The sequence below is a fragment of the uncultured Psychrobacillus sp. genome (genome assembly GCF_938022135.1).
Taxonomy (GTDB): Bacteria; Bacillota; Bacilli; order Bacillales_A; family Planococcaceae; genus Psychrobacillus.
On the sequence record NZ_CALIED010000001.1, the window covers coordinates 1 to 16,733 of the forward strand.

Sequence of the window (16,733 nt, forward strand, 5' to 3'; positions counted from 1 at the left end):
TAACGCGCGCGGTTGTGATGTCTTATCTGTCTCACTCATCCCACTGGAGTCGCCGTCTGGCGCTCCAATCAATAAATGGAGACCGGCTGCATATTTCTATTTATTCACTCCTATAAACAAAGCCGTAAAATGACTCCAACACACTTTAAAAATTATTAGAGCAGTCATTTCAATTGTAAAGTCGGAATCAAAAGAACAATAACTTTTACATAGCTAAATAAAAAAATAATTAATTTATAGTAGTTTTTTCCATTTCCTTAAAATAGGGAGGTTAATATGAAGAAACCAGGTTCAATTCTGTTGTTATTATTATTTATACTGATGTTAACAGGGTGTAATTACGTAGAAGAAAAGAAAGCTGAAAATATTATTCAAAATTATTATCAAGCAATAATAGATGAGGATTATGAGAAAGCATTTAAACAATTACATTTATATGATACAGAAGAGGGTAAGTTAGCTGGTAAAACTGACTTATCCGAACAGGAAGCAAAAGCTATATATTTAGAAAAAATCAATCTCTTGGAAGAACAAAAGTATAAACTGAAAGACTTTGAAATTGTAGAGATCGAGTACGAAGACGGGCACTCATTCTGGCACCATATCAAGCTTGAAGTAGAGCAGGATGGAGAAAAAAGTGAATGGAATGAAGTTGCTTACATTGTTAAAGGAAAGTTATTGATCGGTGAAAAAGATGACCCATATGCAAAGTATCGAGATGGGAAAATGGTTTTTGAAGAATAGAAATAACCTGTTGGAAATACATATTCCAGCTAAGTTAAATGATGATACTTTATTTATATCTTGAATCTGAATTCATTTTTAGTAAGTCCTTTTACTTGAATAAGACGGCTTATAAATTAAAATGAAAATAGATATAACTAGGAGGTATTCATATGTATCGTAAAACAGAAGATTTTATACAAGAATGGGCGATGTCAGCTGATGGTACAGTTAACGTTTTTAAAGCAATGACAGATGATAAGCTGAACCAAGCAATTGCAGAAAACCATAATACACTAGGATGGTTAGCTTGGCATTTAACGACAGCACCCATTTTTCTAGCTAAGCTAGCAAAAATTGACCTACCATCTGTTGGGAACCCTAAGGAAGTACCTGGATCAGTTGACACAATTGTCTCTTCTTATGAAACAATGGCAGATGCTTTTAAAGAGGCTGCAGCATCTCTAACGGATGCAGATTTGGTAGAGCAAGTACCTGCGTTTGGCACTTCTATTCCACGTGGTCAAATATTACGAAAAATCATAGATCATCAAACACATCATCGTGGTCAAATGACCGTTTTACTTCGCCAAGCAGGATTAGAGGTACCCGGAGTTATGGGACCTACAAAAGAACAACAGATGTAAAGAAGCCACCTTCATTTTAAAAATGAAGGTGTTTTTTTGAGAGAATATATAGAGAGAAAACAGAAACCAGCCAGTTTAAGGTTGGTTATGAAAATGTGTTATAGGAAACCGCTAAATCTTCTTGGGGAATATATTTTATATATCTAAAATTTTTAATGTACTGTTAATATAAGTGTTAAAGTTAGAGTAAATTATGAAGTCTAAATGATGTCGTAATTATAGTATTTACTCAAACATTACTTTCTAAGGGAACTTTTAAATTGAGTATAAAGTTCAACCCCTTTTTAAAAGAAGAGTTAACAGTTGAACACCTGCACTTTGCTTTACTCAAAGAAGACATAACTTTATAAGAATTAGTTATGTTTTATATGGATAGAATTGCAAAGTTTGATAAGAATGGTCCTAATCTTAATGTAATTATCGAGATAAATCCTCATGCTTTATTTATAGCAGAGGCTTTGCACTATGAAAGAAAGAAAGAAACAAGGCGTGAGAGGGTTATTACATGGGATTCCTGTTCTGCTTAAAGATAATATTGAAACAAATGATTCTATGCATACAAGCGCTGGGTCACTTGCGCTAGAAAGCTACATTAGTAATCAAGATGCTTTCTTAGTTGATAAAGCTTCATCAATCAATGAATTTTTTGGAAATAAATTCTAATAAATAGCGTATCATAGGCATATGTAGTTCAATTAAGTTTAATAGTAGAACAAAAAGAAAGGAGTAGGATATTTTGTATCAAATTGCACAATTAGGAGTTTTATATAATCCAATACTAGCTGTAATTATTTGTGTAAACCTAGTTTCTATCTTGCATAAAGTTAGAGACAACGAGGATACTTCTGTCAATACAATTGTAATAAGTGTATGTTCAGCGATTATCCTATTTTCAATTACGGCATTAGCTGAATAGCGATTTACCAATCAAACACAAAAAAATTCTTTACATGGATTGTAGCTACATGAGGCGATTTAAGTATGAATGTGGAGACAAATAAAACCATCACCCCACGGAAAGCGGAAATCAACTCTACTTTATTATAAAAGCTTTGTTAAAGTTATTGGTTGATTTTGACTAACAACTCTTTTTTATAGTAACTGTAAACATAAAAAAAGAACGTTCAAATCGCTATTAATACCATAAATAGATGATGAAATTGGGGTTGGTGACACTTTTCAACTTTGTTTATGGAAATAAATTTATTAGCACTTATCGATACATTAAAGCTGTTCCTATTTATTGATTGGAGCACCAGACGGCGACTCCTACGGGATGAGTGAGACTTGGAAAGCGGTAACTCCTAGGTGATAAGCGCGTGGGAGAGGCTACAGGCTAAGGCAACGTGCCCCCAGGAAAGCGTTCGCTGAAATGGAGAACAACGATGATGAAGTAGCAAAAAAGCCCTGAAAATTCTACTGTTTGTAAAATTTTCAGGGCTTTTGAACTTCTAAGATGCGTGTTGTCCCAGTGCTGTAATTTATTGCGTATCGAATACCTTTAAATCATAAGAGTAAATACTTTTTCTTTGAACGCTTGATAATAGTTCGGATAAGCCAGTTATATCAAGGCTACTTACACGATTGCCATTGTTTAAATCATATTCCTCTAAATAATATTTTTCTTTCTTATCTTCACTATATCTTAGGACAAAAAGTGAACCATCCTTAAAATAAGTTTCTTCATTATTTCTTATTTTAGATTCACTAGCATCTTCTAAAGAGAATTTTAGCTGGATTTCTTCTGTATTTGTATCAAAGGTGTAAACTTCCCCTAAGCCATTGATAAAGTACAGAATGTCATTATATATATAAGCAGAGTTCTTAAAATTATATGGAATGGTTGCCACAAGATCCTTCATATCCTTATATTCGATGAAATCATACGTTTCCTGCTGAAGAGTATCCTTATTGATTCGATAAAGACTGGTCTTCTCGTTGAAGTCATCTATGGCAGATGACAAGATTAAATAATAATATGTTTGATCTGATAAGACAGGGGCTAATGCGTTAAAAAACTCATCCTTTGGTGTATCTACTTTTGATAAATGTTCAACCTCTAAGGATGTATCAAATGTTACTTCCTTTAAATGGAACTCATTTTTATCTACATCCTGAGTAAGAATATTGACTTTATCACTTTCAACACCAGAGGCTGCGATGTAAAAGGGAATTTTATCTGTTTGAAAATTTTTCTCGTTTCCAAACCGAACATCTGAACGATATCCTTTTCCATCCTGTGCAAATCCACTGTTATAAATGCTAAAGAATATTTCCTCCTCTTGAATATAACCTGAACGTTCTCCTGTATACTGGTCAGTTTTCATTGGAAATTCCTTATATTCTTCTCCTACTAGGCGAACCATATCTTTTTCCTCTAAAAAAACGTTGTTGTCATAAACTGCTGTGCTGCCTAACTCCAATCCCTCCATTTTTAATGCTTGAGCTTTACCTGATTTATTAATGAAAACAGCATAACTAAATCCTTCCCCATCTATATCCTGATCAGCCGTAGTAGACAGATAAAGAATTGCCTTCTTGTTATGTAGAAAATTTTCCTTTTCGATATCAGCTTTAGATAGAAGTAAACTGCTAGTTGCTTGTGTAGGTGTGAAAAAGAATGTGTATGCGAAATAAACAATAACCCCTAGGCCAATGATTCCGATTAGAGAAACTATATTTTTCTTCATATAAAATTCCCTCCTAAAAGTAAAATGACAATAGGCAGTATGTCGACTGTCCTATTGTCATTTGACTGTTAAATATTCCTTACTAAGGTTGTACCTGGCGCGTCCCGCACATCTCTAGGATATACTCCAAGCCCACCATCATCATCTAAATCTAAGTTACCGTTTAATTTATATGCAGACCAAATTAACTTCGAACAGTTTTTGGCTCCGTTATGTCCAGTAGATCTGTTAGTTGCAAAATTATACGAATAACTCTGGCCTACTTGTGAATAGGCCCAATTAGCAGCATTATTTCTATTAGTTGAAGTGGTGCCCACCGATTTAACTAGAGCACCCGAGCTATCTACCTTTCTAGCAGTGGTAGAAATAGTGCGTACACCAGAAGAAGGAACAGATTCTACTATTGTAGTAGAAGTATAATAAAGTCCGACATGACCATGATCAAGATAGGCTGTTTGAGAAGGGGTGTAGTAGAAGTTACCTTTAGTACTGTTTCCTACACTAACTGTTCCACCACTTGCGCCTTGAGTTTGATTAGACTTTGCTTCAGCCAATCCTTGAGCTTGATCGTTTTTTAACTCTTTATAGATTTGTTCTAAAATCTGTTCTTCCGTTTCTCCAGTGTTTTTTGCAATTTCTTGAACACTGGCCATCATTTCTTCAGTAGAGACATCTGGTTGTAGGGATGAAATTTCATCAAGATACGAGTAGCTGTTGGCAGAGGCACTAGTAAAGGAAGTCGAGACGAGTAACATAGCTGATAACGATAGAGCAGCGAATGGTTTTTTCATAGTACAACTCCTTTTTCATATTTTTCCTACATCTATAATTTTAATCATTTAGTACAAATTTACAATTGGGAAAAAAATTCACAAAAACAAAATTTCCGCAAAACTAATTAAATATTCAGTCTATTAAGTGCTGATTATCTCATTAATTAAATTTCGACTCCTGTCGCTCACATTTCTGTGTGGGCGCAAATAATGCCACTAAAGCTATTGCTGTTAAGTAGTCGCATAAAATTTTGAATCTTTTATTTAGTTGTAGATTTTAAATACAACTATTTTAAATTGGGAAAATAAATAGCAGTAAAGAAGGAAATGAATTCCTTTATCTAGAAATAAAAAGAGATGGTTAATTAAGGAGGATTAAAATGCAGTTAAAAACAATATTAAGAGAATGGCAAAATGAAAAAGGAGATTTGGATAATTTAGAGGAAGTTATAAAAGAAATGCTTATTAATATAGGCTCAGTGGATGGAGAGCTAAGAGATAGCTTAATTTACTCTACTTTTTACCAGCTTATAGAAAATAACAAATTGTCAGATTCCCTTATGGTAAAAATACTAGAAATTTGTTTATCAGAAGAATATTTATTTAAAGGCATAGGTGAACAGGACACGGATACTGTGTTTACTAGATCCTTCTCATCTCTAGTCATTGCTTTGATTGTAGAAAAGGATAAAACAAAAGAATTTTTAGATAAGCAGCAATTAGAAGAAGTCTATAAAAAAACGACAACATACTTACAATCAGAAAAAGATGTGAGAGGTTATGTAGAAGGGCAGGGCTGGGCTCATAGTATTGCGCATGGCGCAGATCTCTTTGAATCTATTATTAGTCATCCTTCCAACGACATATTACACGCTGAAGAATGGCTAAACGTTATAAAAGCTTGTATTTGGAGGGATACTGTTCTCCAGGACGATGAGGATGAAAGATTAATCTTTGCAGTGGAAGCAATGATTGAAAAAGGTTTACCGGAGGAAATGCTTGTAGAGTGGGTACATAACTTTGAGAGTTTATTGGAAGCAAGATTAAAAGAACAGAATCGCATAGTCTTTTACAAATATCGATCTAATGTTATGAACTTCTTAAAATCTCTTTATTTTCGTTTAACATATCTCGATCAAAATATACATACGCAGCATCAAATCAAAAAAACATTGAAAAATTTACATGAAGCTATGTACAAGAGAGAGTAATCATAGGGACAGCAAGGAAAAAGGAGCAAATAGATGACTCATCAAACTACAGTCGTATGGGGGCAACATCCCGTAAGGTTAAAGTGGCGGCGTTCCAAATTAATAGGAAACAAAGACACAGTAACAAGTGTACACGGATGCTGCTTTCACGAAGGAAAAATATTATTAGTTAAAGTGAAAAAGAGGGGATTTAATCTACCTGGAGGGCATATAGAAGGAAATGAAACTCCAGAAGAAGCATTACACCGAGAGGTCTTCGAAGAGGGCTCTGTAAAAGGTAAAGCTACTTATATAGGGGCTATTGAGGTAAATCATGAAGAAAATCCTTACTTTGACCCAAATGGAAAGTATCCTATAATTGGTTATCAATTATTCTATCGGCTGGATATAGAAGAATGCCATCCCTTTCAGCGGAAGCACGAAACGACCACACGTATTTGGATGGAACCTGAAGAAGTTCCTTATGTTATTGATGATCATGATATAATTCATTCTATTATCGAAGAAGCAAAGATGGTTAAGTCTGTATACTAATTGAAAAACCTCAAAGCATATATGCTTTGAGGTTTATGTGTATTAGTTAGCTTCTGTATCACTTTCAATATCTTCTGTCTCAGTACCTTCAGTTTCAGTAGAGGTAGTGTCATCAGTACCATCAGTTCCTGTAGTACTGTCTTGATCATCTTGAGTATCTACTTCGCCTTCATTTTCAGAATCAATTCCTGTATCATTTTGTCCATCATCTTCAAAAGTCGGATCCTCTACTTCGATATCATTGATATCATCGTCTCCATCACCACATGCTCCTAATAGTAATGCTGAACTTAAAACTATTGGTAAAGCGAATATTCTTTTCTTCATTTTAAATTCCTCCATTCATAGTTGGTAAAGTTTTTTCTAGGCCTACTTTATGTCTACCTCATATTTTTAACTTTAAACTTTATTCTTGAATCAATTTGAAAATAGCAAAATTTTAATATGAAAGACTTGGTAATATATATGCTATAATTTATATTTGTGTATATGGAAGAAGCTCCGAGGAGGACCATCATTGCTGCAAACATTTTTGATCAATATATTATTTATAACTTTACCTGTTCTGCTATTTGTTATCTTTATAGATAGCTATAAGGGTAAAAAAAATTTATTTTATTATATATTTTCTTCAATTGTTTCTATGTTTTTGTGTATGATTTATCCAATAAGATTAGAATTAGGTTTTACAGTAGATTTAAGATATATTCCATTTATTACTTTGGCTTTATATGGCGGCCACAAGACACTATTACCTTTATACATTACGTTAAATATTGTACGTTTCTTTGTTGGTGGAGAGGGAATGTTTCAGTCGTTTATTTTTTCAACATTGACTTTTATTATTATTCCACTGGTGCATAAAAAATTTATTAGCCTATCCCCTAAAAATAGAATAATTACAGGTATAATAATAGTATTAGTTAACGGGTTGACTTACTTAATTTTGTTATCGACCTATTTTGAAACGTTGACATCCGAATATTGGAATGTTGTTGGTTACGTTATTATTACTTATGCAGTTATTATGCTATTTAATATGATTATGATTGAAAAGATTCTGTCCAATATTAAACAGCGAGATAACTTTCTTCGTTCTGAGCGATTGCATGTGATGAGCGAGCTATCAGCATGTGTCTCACATGAAATAAGAAATCCACTTACCGTAACAAATGGTTTTTTACAATTGTTAAGTGTTTCAAAGGATATTACACCAAACGACAAAGTTTATATAGAATATTCTCTAAAAGAGTTGAATAGAGCAGAAAGTATTTTAAATGATTATTTAGCATTTGCTAAGCCACAATCCGTCCATATGGTTCACTCTACTATGGAAGAGGAGCTCGTATATGTAAAAAATATTATGATGCCATTTGCTAAATTTAACGAAGTGGAAATCATTCTTGAGTTTCAGAACACAGCGAAGATTAAATTTGACTCAAATCAAATGAAACAATGCATTATTAACTTAATAAAGAATGGTGTTGAAGCGATGAAGGGCAAGGGTGGGGTTCTTTTTATCCAAGCTGTACAACTAGGAAAACACCTTGTTATTACCATTAAAGATCAAGGGATTGGGATGTCTTCAGAAGAAATAAGTCAGTTAGGAAAGCCTTATTACTCGAATAAAAAAGAGGGGACTGGTCTTGGTATGCTGATGGTTTATGGGACAATCTCCAAGCTAAAAGGAAATGTAGAAGTAAAAAGTAAGAAGGGTAAAGGAACGACATTTACTCTGACTATACCAGTTTAAAAGGAAGTGCTAAATATTAGTGCTTCTTTTTTTAGTATAGAGTCACTTCCATTTAGATAAGCTCAACTTTTAGTATCACTAAACTATAAGCAGCCTGGAGTTTTAGATGTGTACAATAAACAATATAGGGAGGGTATTTTATGGCATTATTAAATCCAACTCTGTTTGCCGAATGGATTGAACCTCATTCATTCGAATGGTACAACCAGCTTGGGAAACAACAAGGAAAATATACTTATTCATGGAATTCTACTATTTTAAAAGCTAATGGAGAAATACTTTTCGATGAGGAGGTTAGAAAAATGATTGCTTCTAAAAAAGTATTAGATGTTGGATGTGGTCATGGGGAATTTGCTGTCGAATGTAGCCCTATTGCAAAAGAAATAGTAGGATTTGATGTAACTAACCTCTTTATTGAACAGGGAAAAAGAAATAAGCCTGATAATGTCTCTTTCGTGCAAGGTAGCACGAAAGAAGAGTTGCCCTTTTCAGAAGATGAATTTGACTGTGCATATATTCGGAAAGGGCCCACATCAGGATATCTTGCTTTGACGCAAACTGTAAAAAAAGGTGGAGCTGTACTCGGATTGCATCCTGGTGATGATATGGACAAGGAACTGCCTATTTTATTTCCAAATCTCTTTCAAGCCAAGTTACCAAGAGATTCAACATTGAAGGCTATACAAGAAAGATTAAAGACAGCGAACTTTGAGAAATGGGAAATCGAAACGGTTAGCAATATAGAAATACTACACAGTCCTATGGATATCATAAATAAAAGATGTTTTGGACAGCATCCAATCGTGACAGAGAAAATTATAAATGAAAACTTAAAAGAGATTACGGAGATTTTTGGTTTCCATGAGACGAATGGCTTACCTATAACGAACTCTTACTATATTGTTCGGGCAACTGTTTAATCGTTACCAGTGAACTTGCTTCTTCGTTCTAAAAGTAAGTTATCTCTCCATTCTCCATTATGCTTTCCAATTCGCTCTCGATATCCCACCACTCTAAATCCGTTTTTCTTGTGAAGTTCTATACTAGCCTTGTTTTCTGGAAATATACTTGCCTGTAGCATCCAATAGCCTTGTTCTTCTGAACTAGCGATCAATTTTCCAAGTAACTTATTTCCAATTCCTAGACCAATTGCTTTTGGATGAACGTATATACCTACTTCCCCAACACCTGCGTAAACAGCCCTGTATGAGACAGGGCTAAGTCTGCACCAGCCTTTTACTGCGTCATTATGTAACATGACGAAGGTACATGGCTTGTCTGCAGTTGAAATCCATTGTTCATATGAAGATGGGGCACTCGTCTCAAAGGTTGCGTTACCTGTAGAGATACCTGCTTCATAAATATACTTGATTTGCTCCCAATCTTCTTCATTTGCTAGCCTCATTTCCATAGATACTCCCCCTTATAAAAAATATAATTATTTGAATGATAAATGGCAAGAAATGTTTTCTTTACAAATATAATTTAAACGTTTAAAATTAGTTAGCCTAACTAACTAATTAAGGAGGAATTGAAATGCAACCTTTTTTTACTACTCTAAAATTGATTTCTCGACCATATAGTAGCAAAATGCATGATTTATTGATGCCTCTAGGCTTAACAGAAATACAGTGGGGACTGATACGTATTTTACAAGAAGAGGGACCTTCAACCTTTACGGATGTAGCAGCTTATTGGAGAGTAGAAAAGCCGTCCGTAACACCGATTGCTCAAAAGCTAGTAGATCAAGACCTTATCTACATAGGTACAGGTCAGGATAAGCGACAAAAAGTAATGCATTTAACAAGTCTAGGTGTTTTGAAATATAAGGAGGCAAAATTAATAGTAGAAGCCTTTCAAATGGATCTATTAAAAGGTATCACGGAAGAAGAAAGAAAAATTACAGAACGAGTATTAGAAAAGCTACTTGTTAATATAAAGGGAAGATGATGGCAGTGATAAAAGAAAAATTATGGACAAAGGAATTTCTTTTCATTTCCTTGATTAATTTTATAATTACTTTAATGTTTTACTTATTAATCGTTACGATTGCTTCTTATGCTCAGTCAGAATATGGAGCAGCTACTAGCACAGCAGGTCTAGTATCAAGCATTTTCATAATAGGGTCTCTAATAGGCAGATTAGGGGCAGGTAGAGTTATAGGTAATATAGGGACTCAAAAAACATTGTGGATAGGATTAATATTTTTTACGATTACATCTGCCTTATATTTTGCGACTTTTAATATTGGACTTCTTATTGTTAATAGACTACTTCAAGGGATTGCTGTTGGTATTGCAGGAACAGCTACCGGCACGATTATTGCTCAAATCTTACCGAATACTCGTAAGGGAGAAGGCATAGGCTACTACAGTTTAAGTGCCATATTAGCAACAGCAATAGGGCCATTTCTAGGCATTCTATTATTAAAAATGGACGGTGGGTTCCAATGGATTTTTGCTATGAACGCAGTGCTTTCGGTTGTGTGCTTAGTCATCTACGCGATTGTTAAAATAGATGTGCCATTACCAAAAGCTCCAAATCAAGATATGGAAAAAAGCTCATTTATATCGAAATTTATAGAGCCTAGAGCTATACCTATCTCTTTTGTGGCATTATTAATCGGGTTTAGTTATTCTGGTGTCATGTCCTTTTTATCCTTCTATGCGGATGAGATAAATCTAGTATCTGCAGCAAGTTATTTCTTTTTAATTTATGCTATAGTCGTTATTTTTTCTCGTCCTTTTACAGGAAAGCTGATGGATACTAGAGGAGCTAATATTGTAACGTATCCTTGTTTAGTTTTGTTTGCTATCGGTATGTTTTTATTCAGCCAGGCAACTGCTGGGTGGATGCTTTTACTTGCAGCAGCACTTATTGGGATCGGTTATGGTAACTTTAATTCAATTGCTCAAAGTGTAGCAGTGAAGGTAACTCCACCACATCGATTTGGTCTTGCTACATCCACTTATTTCATTTTATATGATATTGGATTAGGAGTAGGTCCATTCCTATTAGGCTTTGTAGTACCTTATAGCGGTTATCGTCCTATTTTTCTTTCCATGGTCTTTTTGATACTAATTTGTATTCCTATTTATTACTTACTGCATGGTAGAAGAGACAAAGAACTATTAAAAATATCTTGAATGAATTCACTTAAAAGGAACTAATGAGTTTTGTTTTTAATAAATGGAATTGAATCGAGTCTAATAAACCCTTTGAAGGTAATACAAAACTTCAAAGGGTTTTATTATGTTAAATAGGAAGGGAAATTTGTCTTTAGAATGGAATTAAAGTAGTTATGGAGGAGTGCCAAAATGAAAATATTCCGTTTTGATCAACAGGTTGGACAGAAAATCAATCATTACAATTCGAATTTCATCATGTCTAAAGTAACTAAATTAGGAAGTGAGGCCGTAATAGGCTGTATGCATTTGGAGGAGAATGGTGTTATCGGATTTCATAAAGCCGTTATGCCCCAGCTATTATTAATTGTTAATGGAGAAGGATGGGTAACCGGTAAAGAACAAACGAAGATACAAGTAAGAGCTGGAGATGCAGTTTTCTGGGAAAAGGGAGAGGGACACCAAACGATGACAGATACTTTTTTAACTGCCATAGTAATAGAGGCAAAGGAATTGAAACCAGAGGAATTTATGCCATTGAAAGAGATAGCTAATCGATGAAGTGGGATAACGCTACAAATCAAGCCAAAGAATTTACCATACAAGTAATAGACGAAATTCAAATGGTGATAGGTGATAATAGTGTCGGTTTTTATATACACGGATCTCTAGCTTTAGGAGGATTCAATCCGTTAAGTAGTGACATAGATTTATTGGTAGTAACAGAAAAAGCCTTATCATTACACGAAAAATTAACATTAACCGAGTTTTTCTTAAAATCGTCTAAAAAACCTTTCCCAATAGAAATTAGTTTTATGAATAGAAGCCAGCTAGAAAAATGGGAGTATCCATCAGCCTATGATTATCATTATAGTGAGTACTGGAGAGAAAGATACGAGGAAAATAGAAAGCAATGGCTTATAGATGAGAATAGGGATGCTGATTTGGCTGCCCATATTACTATCATTAACTACAAAGGTATATGTCTTAGAGGTGAATCAATAGAGCTCGTATTCCCGAATATTCCTATGACCGATTATATCGATTCAATTTTGGGAGACTATAAGGACTGTTTGAGTAACATAGAGAAAAAACCAGTTTATTGCATACTAAATATGTTAAGAGTATACCGTTATTTAACTGATGGTACTATTTTCTCTAAAATGGAGGCTGGTAAGTGGGGATCAACATTTTTACCTGAAAAGCAAAGCCAGCTAGTGAATCTTGCGATAGATATGTATACAGGGAAGAGGTCTGATTTACAGTTTAAGAGGGAAAATTTAGTAGCATTTAAAGAGTATATAAAAGAAGAAGTAAACGATTTACTAACCTTAAGGACAGGTAGAATAGATGGAAATTAAAGATATATATAGAACTATGTGTGGAGGATAATTTTATAGGTATTGGTTCTACTCGCAAAGTATATAAATATAATGATATAGTGATTAAAAGATTTCTACATCCAATAGGATATAAACAAGGATTAAACGAGCAATATATGTATGATTTCTTGGAGAAAGAGGGCTTAGCAGAACACGTAGCAAAGGTTACGTATTTAGATCAACAAATGCTGATACAACCTTATTTTAAACCTTTACCATTGGAAAATGGGTATTCGTATGAAATTAATCTTATCCATGATAGTCGTTTAACAGATGACCTGAAGGATGCAATTCATCTTATTGATTCAAAGTTAGATGGTTTTGATTTTTTGGATAGCGGAAATTACGGATTAGATGATAAAGGCAATCTAATATTAATTGATTATGGGATGACAAAAAAACTGTATGAAAACGAATGGGTGCCCTTAGCAGAGTCAGGTATATTACTACAGATATTTTTTAATGAATGTGTAACCTGTGGTTTGAAAAAGGAGCTAATTATGTATGGCGATTGGGACTCAGACTACCGCTGTGTCCAGTGTGGAAAAGAATAGGCCGAGTATAAACTAATAAAAACAGACTATAAACAAGCTTGGATGTATCATGTTTGTTTATAGTCTGTTTATGATTATTTCAAGTCTTCAGCTGGCAATGTATTGTGTAAGGAAGGAGGAGCAGGACTTAAGACTGGTTTTTCACCGAAAGCCTTTCCTTGATCATACGAGAAAGGATGTCCATCCGGAGCATTTCCTTTTAACCATGGTAATTCTGCACTGTCTTCACCTTCTGAATGATTATAAAGCGTATGAGAGAATTCAGTTGCTTCCCATTCTGGTGGTACAGTTGTTGGACAAATAACTCCACCTTCAGTTGCTTCTAAATCTTTAATAGCTGCGAGCCATTGATTTTGGTGCATTGTGTCTCGAGCTAACAGGAAGGAAAGCATATCCTTAACTCCCTTATCATCTGTCATACCGTAAAGACGAGCAACTTGTAAACGTCCTTGAGACTCAGCCATTACATTATGACGCATATCTGCTAACAAATTACCACTCGCAACGATATAGCCTGCATTCCAAGGAACTCCTACTGAGTTAACTGGCATTGCACCTAACCCTGAAACGATTGCGTGCTGAGGATTCATACCCTCTACTAACACATCCTTAGGGCTCATCCCACCCATTATCGCACCGATAAGTGGGTTTGCTGCGCCTTTTTCTTGCTCAGTAACTGGGGCCCCTTCTAATAATCTCGCTACCATTGTAGCAATCATTTCAATATGCCCTAGCTCTTCTGTACCTGTATCCATTAATAAATCTTTATATCTTTCATTTCCTCTAGTATTCCATCCTTGGAAAAGATATTGCATGGCAACACTCATCTCGCCAAATTGACCACCAATAATTTCTTGTAAATGTTTTGCTAAAACTGGATCTGGCTTATCTGGTACCGCATGGAAACTTAATTCTTTTTTGTTAAAAAACATAAGATGAAAACCTCCTTAAGTTTTACTGATTACATTCTAAAAATTACCCACGCTAATTTAAGTGAAACTTCCATCTTTGAAAATAGTAAAAAAACACTATTGAAGAAATGCGATATTTAGTTAATGCAGCTTATATCAACCGAAATTTTTAGTGGAAAATATTTAGAAAATGTATTGAGAGGTTTTTTTGATTGTCAATTAAGGGTTTACTCAAAAAAAGGATAAAAAATTTCTCTTTTATTTATTGAATTCATATAAATAATTGAGTTGTACTATTATTCTCTATTAAAAATTTAATCAATAATAAGATTAATAATAAGTAGAAAAGGGGAATGTATAACTAAAATAGAAAGAAAAGAATAGGGGGGACTTTTTTGATATATGTAAAATTAATTGGACAAATAATCTTAATTTCTTTATTTATTTATTATGTGAGTGGCAAATTAATGGGTTCACAAATAAATTTTATGAAAAGAGTGCTTTCTGTATTTATAAGCTTAGTATTTACGCTATTTGTTTACTGGTATTCATATTTACAGAGCGTTGATGTTTTTTCGGAGAACTTTGCTTATTCATTTATGGATGTGAGTACTATTATATGGATTGGTAGCATGCTATTAATATCCATGCTGTTATATTTGTTCTTTGAGCTATTTAGTCCAATGGATTCAGGAGAGCGAAAAGAAAGTGGAATAAAACCTAGGCCGTTTCTTTTGAGGATAAGAAATCAATGGAGAGGGCAAAAAAGGATGCGACAAGTCATCCAAATTGCTGTGAAAAATGGTATTTCAAGAGCAATGAAATACTCAAGGTACAGAAATAATGATCATGAAATGGCTATTGCTTTTCGGAATACGTTGGAGCAGGCTGGTGGAATATTTATTAAATTTGGTCAGGTGCTTTCCACTCGTCGAGATCTATTTTCTCCGGTATTTATTAAAGAGTTAGAAAAGCTACAGCAAAACGTAGAACCTTTGAAGGAATCAGAAGTAAAATCTATACTTGAAAAGTCTTTGCCGTATAAAATGGAGGTTATGTTCTCTTATTTTGACATGATTCCAGTAGCTTCTGCATCAATTGGTCAAGTACATAAAGCAATCTTAAAGGATAATAACCAACAGGTTGTTGTTAAGCTTTTGCGACCTGATGTTAAAAGTATGATAAGAGATGATTTAAATATATTGCTAGAGTTTGTTCGATGGCTAACAGATAAATCATCTTGGGCTGCGCGACTCGGCCTATGTGAACTAGCCTTAGGATTTGCACAAAATTTGAAGGAAGAAGTAAATTTCGAAATTGAAAAAAGAAATGTTTTACAAATTAAAAAAGCGCTAGAGGAGAGTAAATACGAAGTTAAGATTCCTCATGTTTATGCTGAGCTTAGTAATGACTGTATCATCGTTTTTGACCATGCGTACGGTCAAAGTGTTGCAAATGGAGATTCTTTGTTTCAATCACTGAACATCGATCGAGAGCAATTTGCTCGCACAGTTTTATATTCCTTTTTTGATCAAATATTAAATTCAGGGATATTCCATGCCGACCCTCACCCAGGGAACATATTCATCGATAAAGCAGATGGAACGCCAATATTGCTAGACTTTGGTGCTGTTGGTAGATTGGCAGAGCCCCAACAAGAAGGTATGAAGATATTTTTAATGGGGATTCAACATAATGATGCCGACATGCTTTATGATGCGATTACTTTACTTGTAGAAGATCACGAGCATATCGATAGGGTCAAAATGGAACAGGCGCTTTCGCAAATCCTTCTTCGCATATCGTATGTGGAACAAATACCAACAGAAGAACTAATTCAAGCCTTCTTTAAAGTTGTTAGAGATTTTGGACTATCTTTTTATCCTTCGGTTGGTATAGCTTTACGTTCTATTGTTACACTAGAGGGCACTTTACATTTAGTTCAACCAAATTTTGATATTTTTACAGAAGCTAAGGAATATTCTTCACATTACTTGAGTTCTCTCTTTAAGAAACCTTTCAGAGATCCAGGTGCTACAAAAGAGCGACTAGAGGAAGAATTCGCCTTAATGATTCCTGCTTTACGAAAAATTCCAAGACGAGTCGATAAGCTAGTTCAAAAAGTGGAAAGTGGAAAAATAATATTACACCATGATATCTTTTCCGACAAAAATAATGCTGAATTCGTAACCAATCTATTTTCTCGTTTTATATTATTACTAGTTGGAATCACTTTTGGAATTATCTCTTCCTCACTACTAGCTATTGCTCAATTCATTGATGCTGTTTATGCAGTCTATTTAAATGCTGCTGCCTTTGTAGGACTATTTCTGTGTGCCGTGTTATTAGTGCGACTATCCATACAAGCGATTCGTTTAATGAAAAGACGTTAATTATTGACTGAAGACAAACTAAAAGTTGTCTTCAGTT

General features: G+C 34.3%; 18 protein-coding genes and 1 pseudogene. 14 read left to right on the plus strand and 5 right to left on the minus strand.

Going from position 1 to position 16,733, the window contains the following annotated elements:
- The first annotated feature begins 276 nt into the window (after window positions 1-276).
- The 4 genes and pseudogenes from Q0371_RS00005 to Q0371_RS00020 all read left to right on the plus strand — a co-directional run bounded on the left by Q0371_RS00005 (window position 277) and on the right by Q0371_RS00020 (window position 2,286).
- Window positions 277-744 (plus strand): hypothetical protein, encoded by a 468-nt coding sequence (locus Q0371_RS00005; RefSeq protein ID WP_298466545.1) that lies wholly within the window; start codon window positions 277-279, stop codon window positions 742-744.
- 152 nt (window positions 745-896) lie between these two features.
- Window positions 897-1,370: a DinB family protein gene (locus tag Q0371_RS00010; protein ID WP_298466548.1), complete on the plus strand. Its 474-nt coding sequence runs from the start codon at window positions 897-899 to the stop codon at window positions 1,368-1,370.
- Between the two features lie 359 nt (window positions 1,371-1,729).
- Window positions 1,730-1,988 (plus strand): annotated as a pseudogene (locus Q0371_RS00015) (amidase family protein); the annotation flags it as partial.
- Window positions 1,989-2,106: 118 nt separating this feature from the next.
- Window positions 2,107-2,286, plus strand: coding sequence for a hypothetical protein (locus Q0371_RS00020; protein WP_169358168.1), 180 nt, complete (start codon window positions 2,107-2,109; stop codon window positions 2,284-2,286).
- A 565-nt stretch (window positions 2,287-2,851) separates the two neighbouring features.
- On the opposite strand, the gene Q0371_RS00025 is transcribed toward Q0371_RS00020, so the two are convergent.
- Window positions 2,852-4,060, minus strand: coding sequence for a hypothetical protein (locus Q0371_RS00025; RefSeq protein ID WP_298466554.1), 1,209 nt, complete (start codon window positions 4,058-4,060; stop codon window positions 2,852-2,854).
- A gap of 68 nt (window positions 4,061-4,128) precedes the next feature.
- Window positions 4,129-4,851 carry a hypothetical protein gene (locus tag Q0371_RS00030; RefSeq protein ID WP_169358170.1) on the minus strand — a complete coding sequence of 241 codons (723 nt, stop codon included), beginning with the start codon at window positions 4,849-4,851 and terminating at the stop codon, window positions 4,129-4,131.
- Window positions 4,852-5,213: 362 nt separating this feature from the next.
- On the opposite strand from Q0371_RS00030, the gene Q0371_RS00035 reads away from it, so the two are divergent.
- Complete coding sequence (locus tag Q0371_RS00035) at window positions 5,214-6,044, plus strand: DUF2785 domain-containing protein (RefSeq protein ID WP_298466560.1); 831 nt, start codon at window positions 5,214-5,216, stop codon at window positions 6,042-6,044.
- A gap of 33 nt (window positions 6,045-6,077) precedes the next feature.
- The gene (locus Q0371_RS00040) at window positions 6,078-6,578 is read left to right on the plus strand and encodes an NUDIX domain-containing protein (RefSeq protein ID WP_298466563.1); all 501 of its coding nucleotides are present in this window, start codon (window positions 6,078-6,080) and stop codon (window positions 6,576-6,578) included.
- A 42-nt stretch (window positions 6,579-6,620) separates the two neighbouring features.
- Here Q0371_RS00040 and Q0371_RS00045 read toward each other — a convergent pair whose 3' ends face one another.
- Window positions 6,621-6,905: a hypothetical protein gene (locus tag Q0371_RS00045; protein WP_169357994.1), complete on the minus strand. Its 285-nt coding sequence runs from the start codon at window positions 6,903-6,905 to the stop codon at window positions 6,621-6,623.
- 190 nt (window positions 6,906-7,095) lie between these two features.
- On the opposite strand from Q0371_RS00045, the gene Q0371_RS00050 reads away from it, so the two are divergent.
- Together Q0371_RS00050 and Q0371_RS00055 are read left to right on the plus strand one after the other, a co-directional pair.
- On the plus strand, window positions 7,096-8,331 hold the full coding sequence (locus tag Q0371_RS00050) for a HAMP domain-containing sensor histidine kinase (RefSeq protein WP_298466569.1): 1,236 nt from the start codon (window positions 7,096-7,098) through the stop codon (window positions 8,329-8,331).
- Window positions 8,332-8,471: 140 nt separating this feature from the next.
- Window positions 8,472-9,251 (plus strand): class I SAM-dependent methyltransferase, encoded by a 780-nt coding sequence (locus Q0371_RS00055; RefSeq protein ID WP_298466572.1) that lies wholly within the window; start codon window positions 8,472-8,474, stop codon window positions 9,249-9,251.
- Here the strand turns inward: Q0371_RS00055 and Q0371_RS00060 are convergent.
- Window positions 9,248-9,742, minus strand: coding sequence for a GNAT family N-acetyltransferase (locus Q0371_RS00060; RefSeq protein ID WP_298466575.1), 495 nt, complete (start codon window positions 9,740-9,742; stop codon window positions 9,248-9,250). The genes Q0371_RS00055 and Q0371_RS00060 overlap by 4 nt on opposite strands.
- A 125-nt stretch (window positions 9,743-9,867) precedes the next feature.
- On the opposite strand from Q0371_RS00060, the gene Q0371_RS00065 reads away from it, so the two are divergent.
- The 5 genes from Q0371_RS00065 (at window position 9,868) to Q0371_RS00085 (ending at window position 13,392) form a co-directional block, all read left to right on the plus strand.
- On the plus strand, window positions 9,868-10,281 hold the full coding sequence (locus Q0371_RS00065; protein WP_169358176.1) for a MarR family transcriptional regulator: 414 nt from the start codon (window positions 9,868-9,870) through the stop codon (window positions 10,279-10,281).
- Window positions 10,281-11,477, plus strand: a complete 1,197-nt coding sequence (locus Q0371_RS00070; protein ID WP_298466643.1) for an MFS transporter — start codon at window positions 10,281-10,283, stop codon at window positions 11,475-11,477. The genes Q0371_RS00065 and Q0371_RS00070 overlap by 1 nt, the downstream gene beginning before the upstream one ends.
- A 171-nt stretch (window positions 11,478-11,648) precedes the next feature.
- Window positions 11,649-12,017, plus strand: coding sequence for a cupin (locus tag Q0371_RS00075; RefSeq protein WP_298466580.1), 369 nt, complete (start codon window positions 11,649-11,651; stop codon window positions 12,015-12,017).
- Window positions 12,014-12,817, plus strand: a complete 804-nt coding sequence (locus Q0371_RS00080) for an aminoglycoside adenylyltransferase domain-containing protein (RefSeq protein WP_298466583.1) — start codon at window positions 12,014-12,016, stop codon at window positions 12,815-12,817. The genes Q0371_RS00075 and Q0371_RS00080 overlap by 4 nt, the downstream gene beginning before the upstream one ends.
- Window positions 12,818-12,837: 20 nt before the next feature.
- A complete protein-coding gene (locus tag Q0371_RS00085) occupies window positions 12,838-13,392 on the plus strand; it encodes a protein kinase (protein WP_298466586.1) in 555 nt (184 codons plus the stop codon).
- 74 nt (window positions 13,393-13,466) lie between these two features.
- On the opposite strand, the gene Q0371_RS00090 is transcribed toward Q0371_RS00085, so the two are convergent.
- On the minus strand, window positions 13,467-14,324 hold the full coding sequence (locus Q0371_RS00090) for a manganese catalase family protein (protein ID WP_251552974.1): 858 nt from the start codon (window positions 14,322-14,324) through the stop codon (window positions 13,467-13,469).
- 374 nt (window positions 14,325-14,698) lie between these two features.
- Here Q0371_RS00090 and Q0371_RS00095 point away from each other — a divergent pair, with 374 nt between their 5' ends.
- Window positions 14,699-16,696, plus strand: coding sequence for an AarF/UbiB family protein (locus Q0371_RS00095; RefSeq protein ID WP_298466592.1), 1,998 nt, complete (start codon window positions 14,699-14,701; stop codon window positions 16,694-16,696).
- The last annotated feature ends 37 nt before the right edge of the window (window positions 16,697-16,733 follow it).

Coding starts and splice junctions, on each gene's coding strand:
- Q0371_RS00005 (WP_298466545.1), top strand. CDS start 277: ATGAAGAAACCAGGTTCAATTCTGTTGTTATTATTATTTATACTGATG.
- Q0371_RS00025 (WP_298466554.1), bottom strand. CDS start 4,060: ATGAAGAAAAATATAGTTTCTCTAATCGGAATCATTGGCCTAGGGGTT.
- Q0371_RS00035 (WP_298466560.1), top strand. CDS start 5,214: ATGCAGTTAAAAACAATATTAAGAGAATGGCAAAATGAAAAAGGAGAT.
- Q0371_RS00080 (WP_298466583.1), top strand. CDS start 12,014: ATGAAGTGGGATAACGCTACAAATCAAGCCAAAGAATTTACCATACAA.
- Q0371_RS00090 (WP_251552974.1), bottom strand. CDS start 14,324: ATGTTTTTTAACAAAAAAGAATTAAGTTTCCATGCGGTACCAGATAAG.
- Q0371_RS00060 (WP_298466575.1), bottom strand. CDS start 9,742: ATGGAAATGAGGCTAGCAAATGAAGAAGATTGGGAGCAAATCAAGTAT.
- Q0371_RS00010 (WP_298466548.1), top strand. CDS start 897: ATGTATCGTAAAACAGAAGATTTTATACAAGAATGGGCGATGTCAGCT.
- Q0371_RS00030 (WP_169358170.1), bottom strand. CDS start 4,851: ATGAAAAAACCATTCGCTGCTCTATCGTTATCAGCTATGTTACTCGTC.
- Q0371_RS00075 (WP_298466580.1), top strand. CDS start 11,649: ATGAAAATATTCCGTTTTGATCAACAGGTTGGACAGAAAATCAATCAT.
- Q0371_RS00070 (WP_298466643.1), top strand. CDS start 10,281: ATGGCAGTGATAAAAGAAAAATTATGGACAAAGGAATTTCTTTTCATT.
- Q0371_RS00045 (WP_169357994.1), bottom strand. CDS start 6,905: ATGAAGAAAAGAATATTCGCTTTACCAATAGTTTTAAGTTCAGCATTA.
- Q0371_RS00055 (WP_298466572.1), top strand. CDS start 8,472: ATGGCATTATTAAATCCAACTCTGTTTGCCGAATGGATTGAACCTCAT.
- Q0371_RS00065 (WP_169358176.1), top strand. CDS start 9,868: ATGCAACCTTTTTTTACTACTCTAAAATTGATTTCTCGACCATATAGT.
- Q0371_RS00040 (WP_298466563.1), top strand. CDS start 6,078: ATGACTCATCAAACTACAGTCGTATGGGGGCAACATCCCGTAAGGTTA.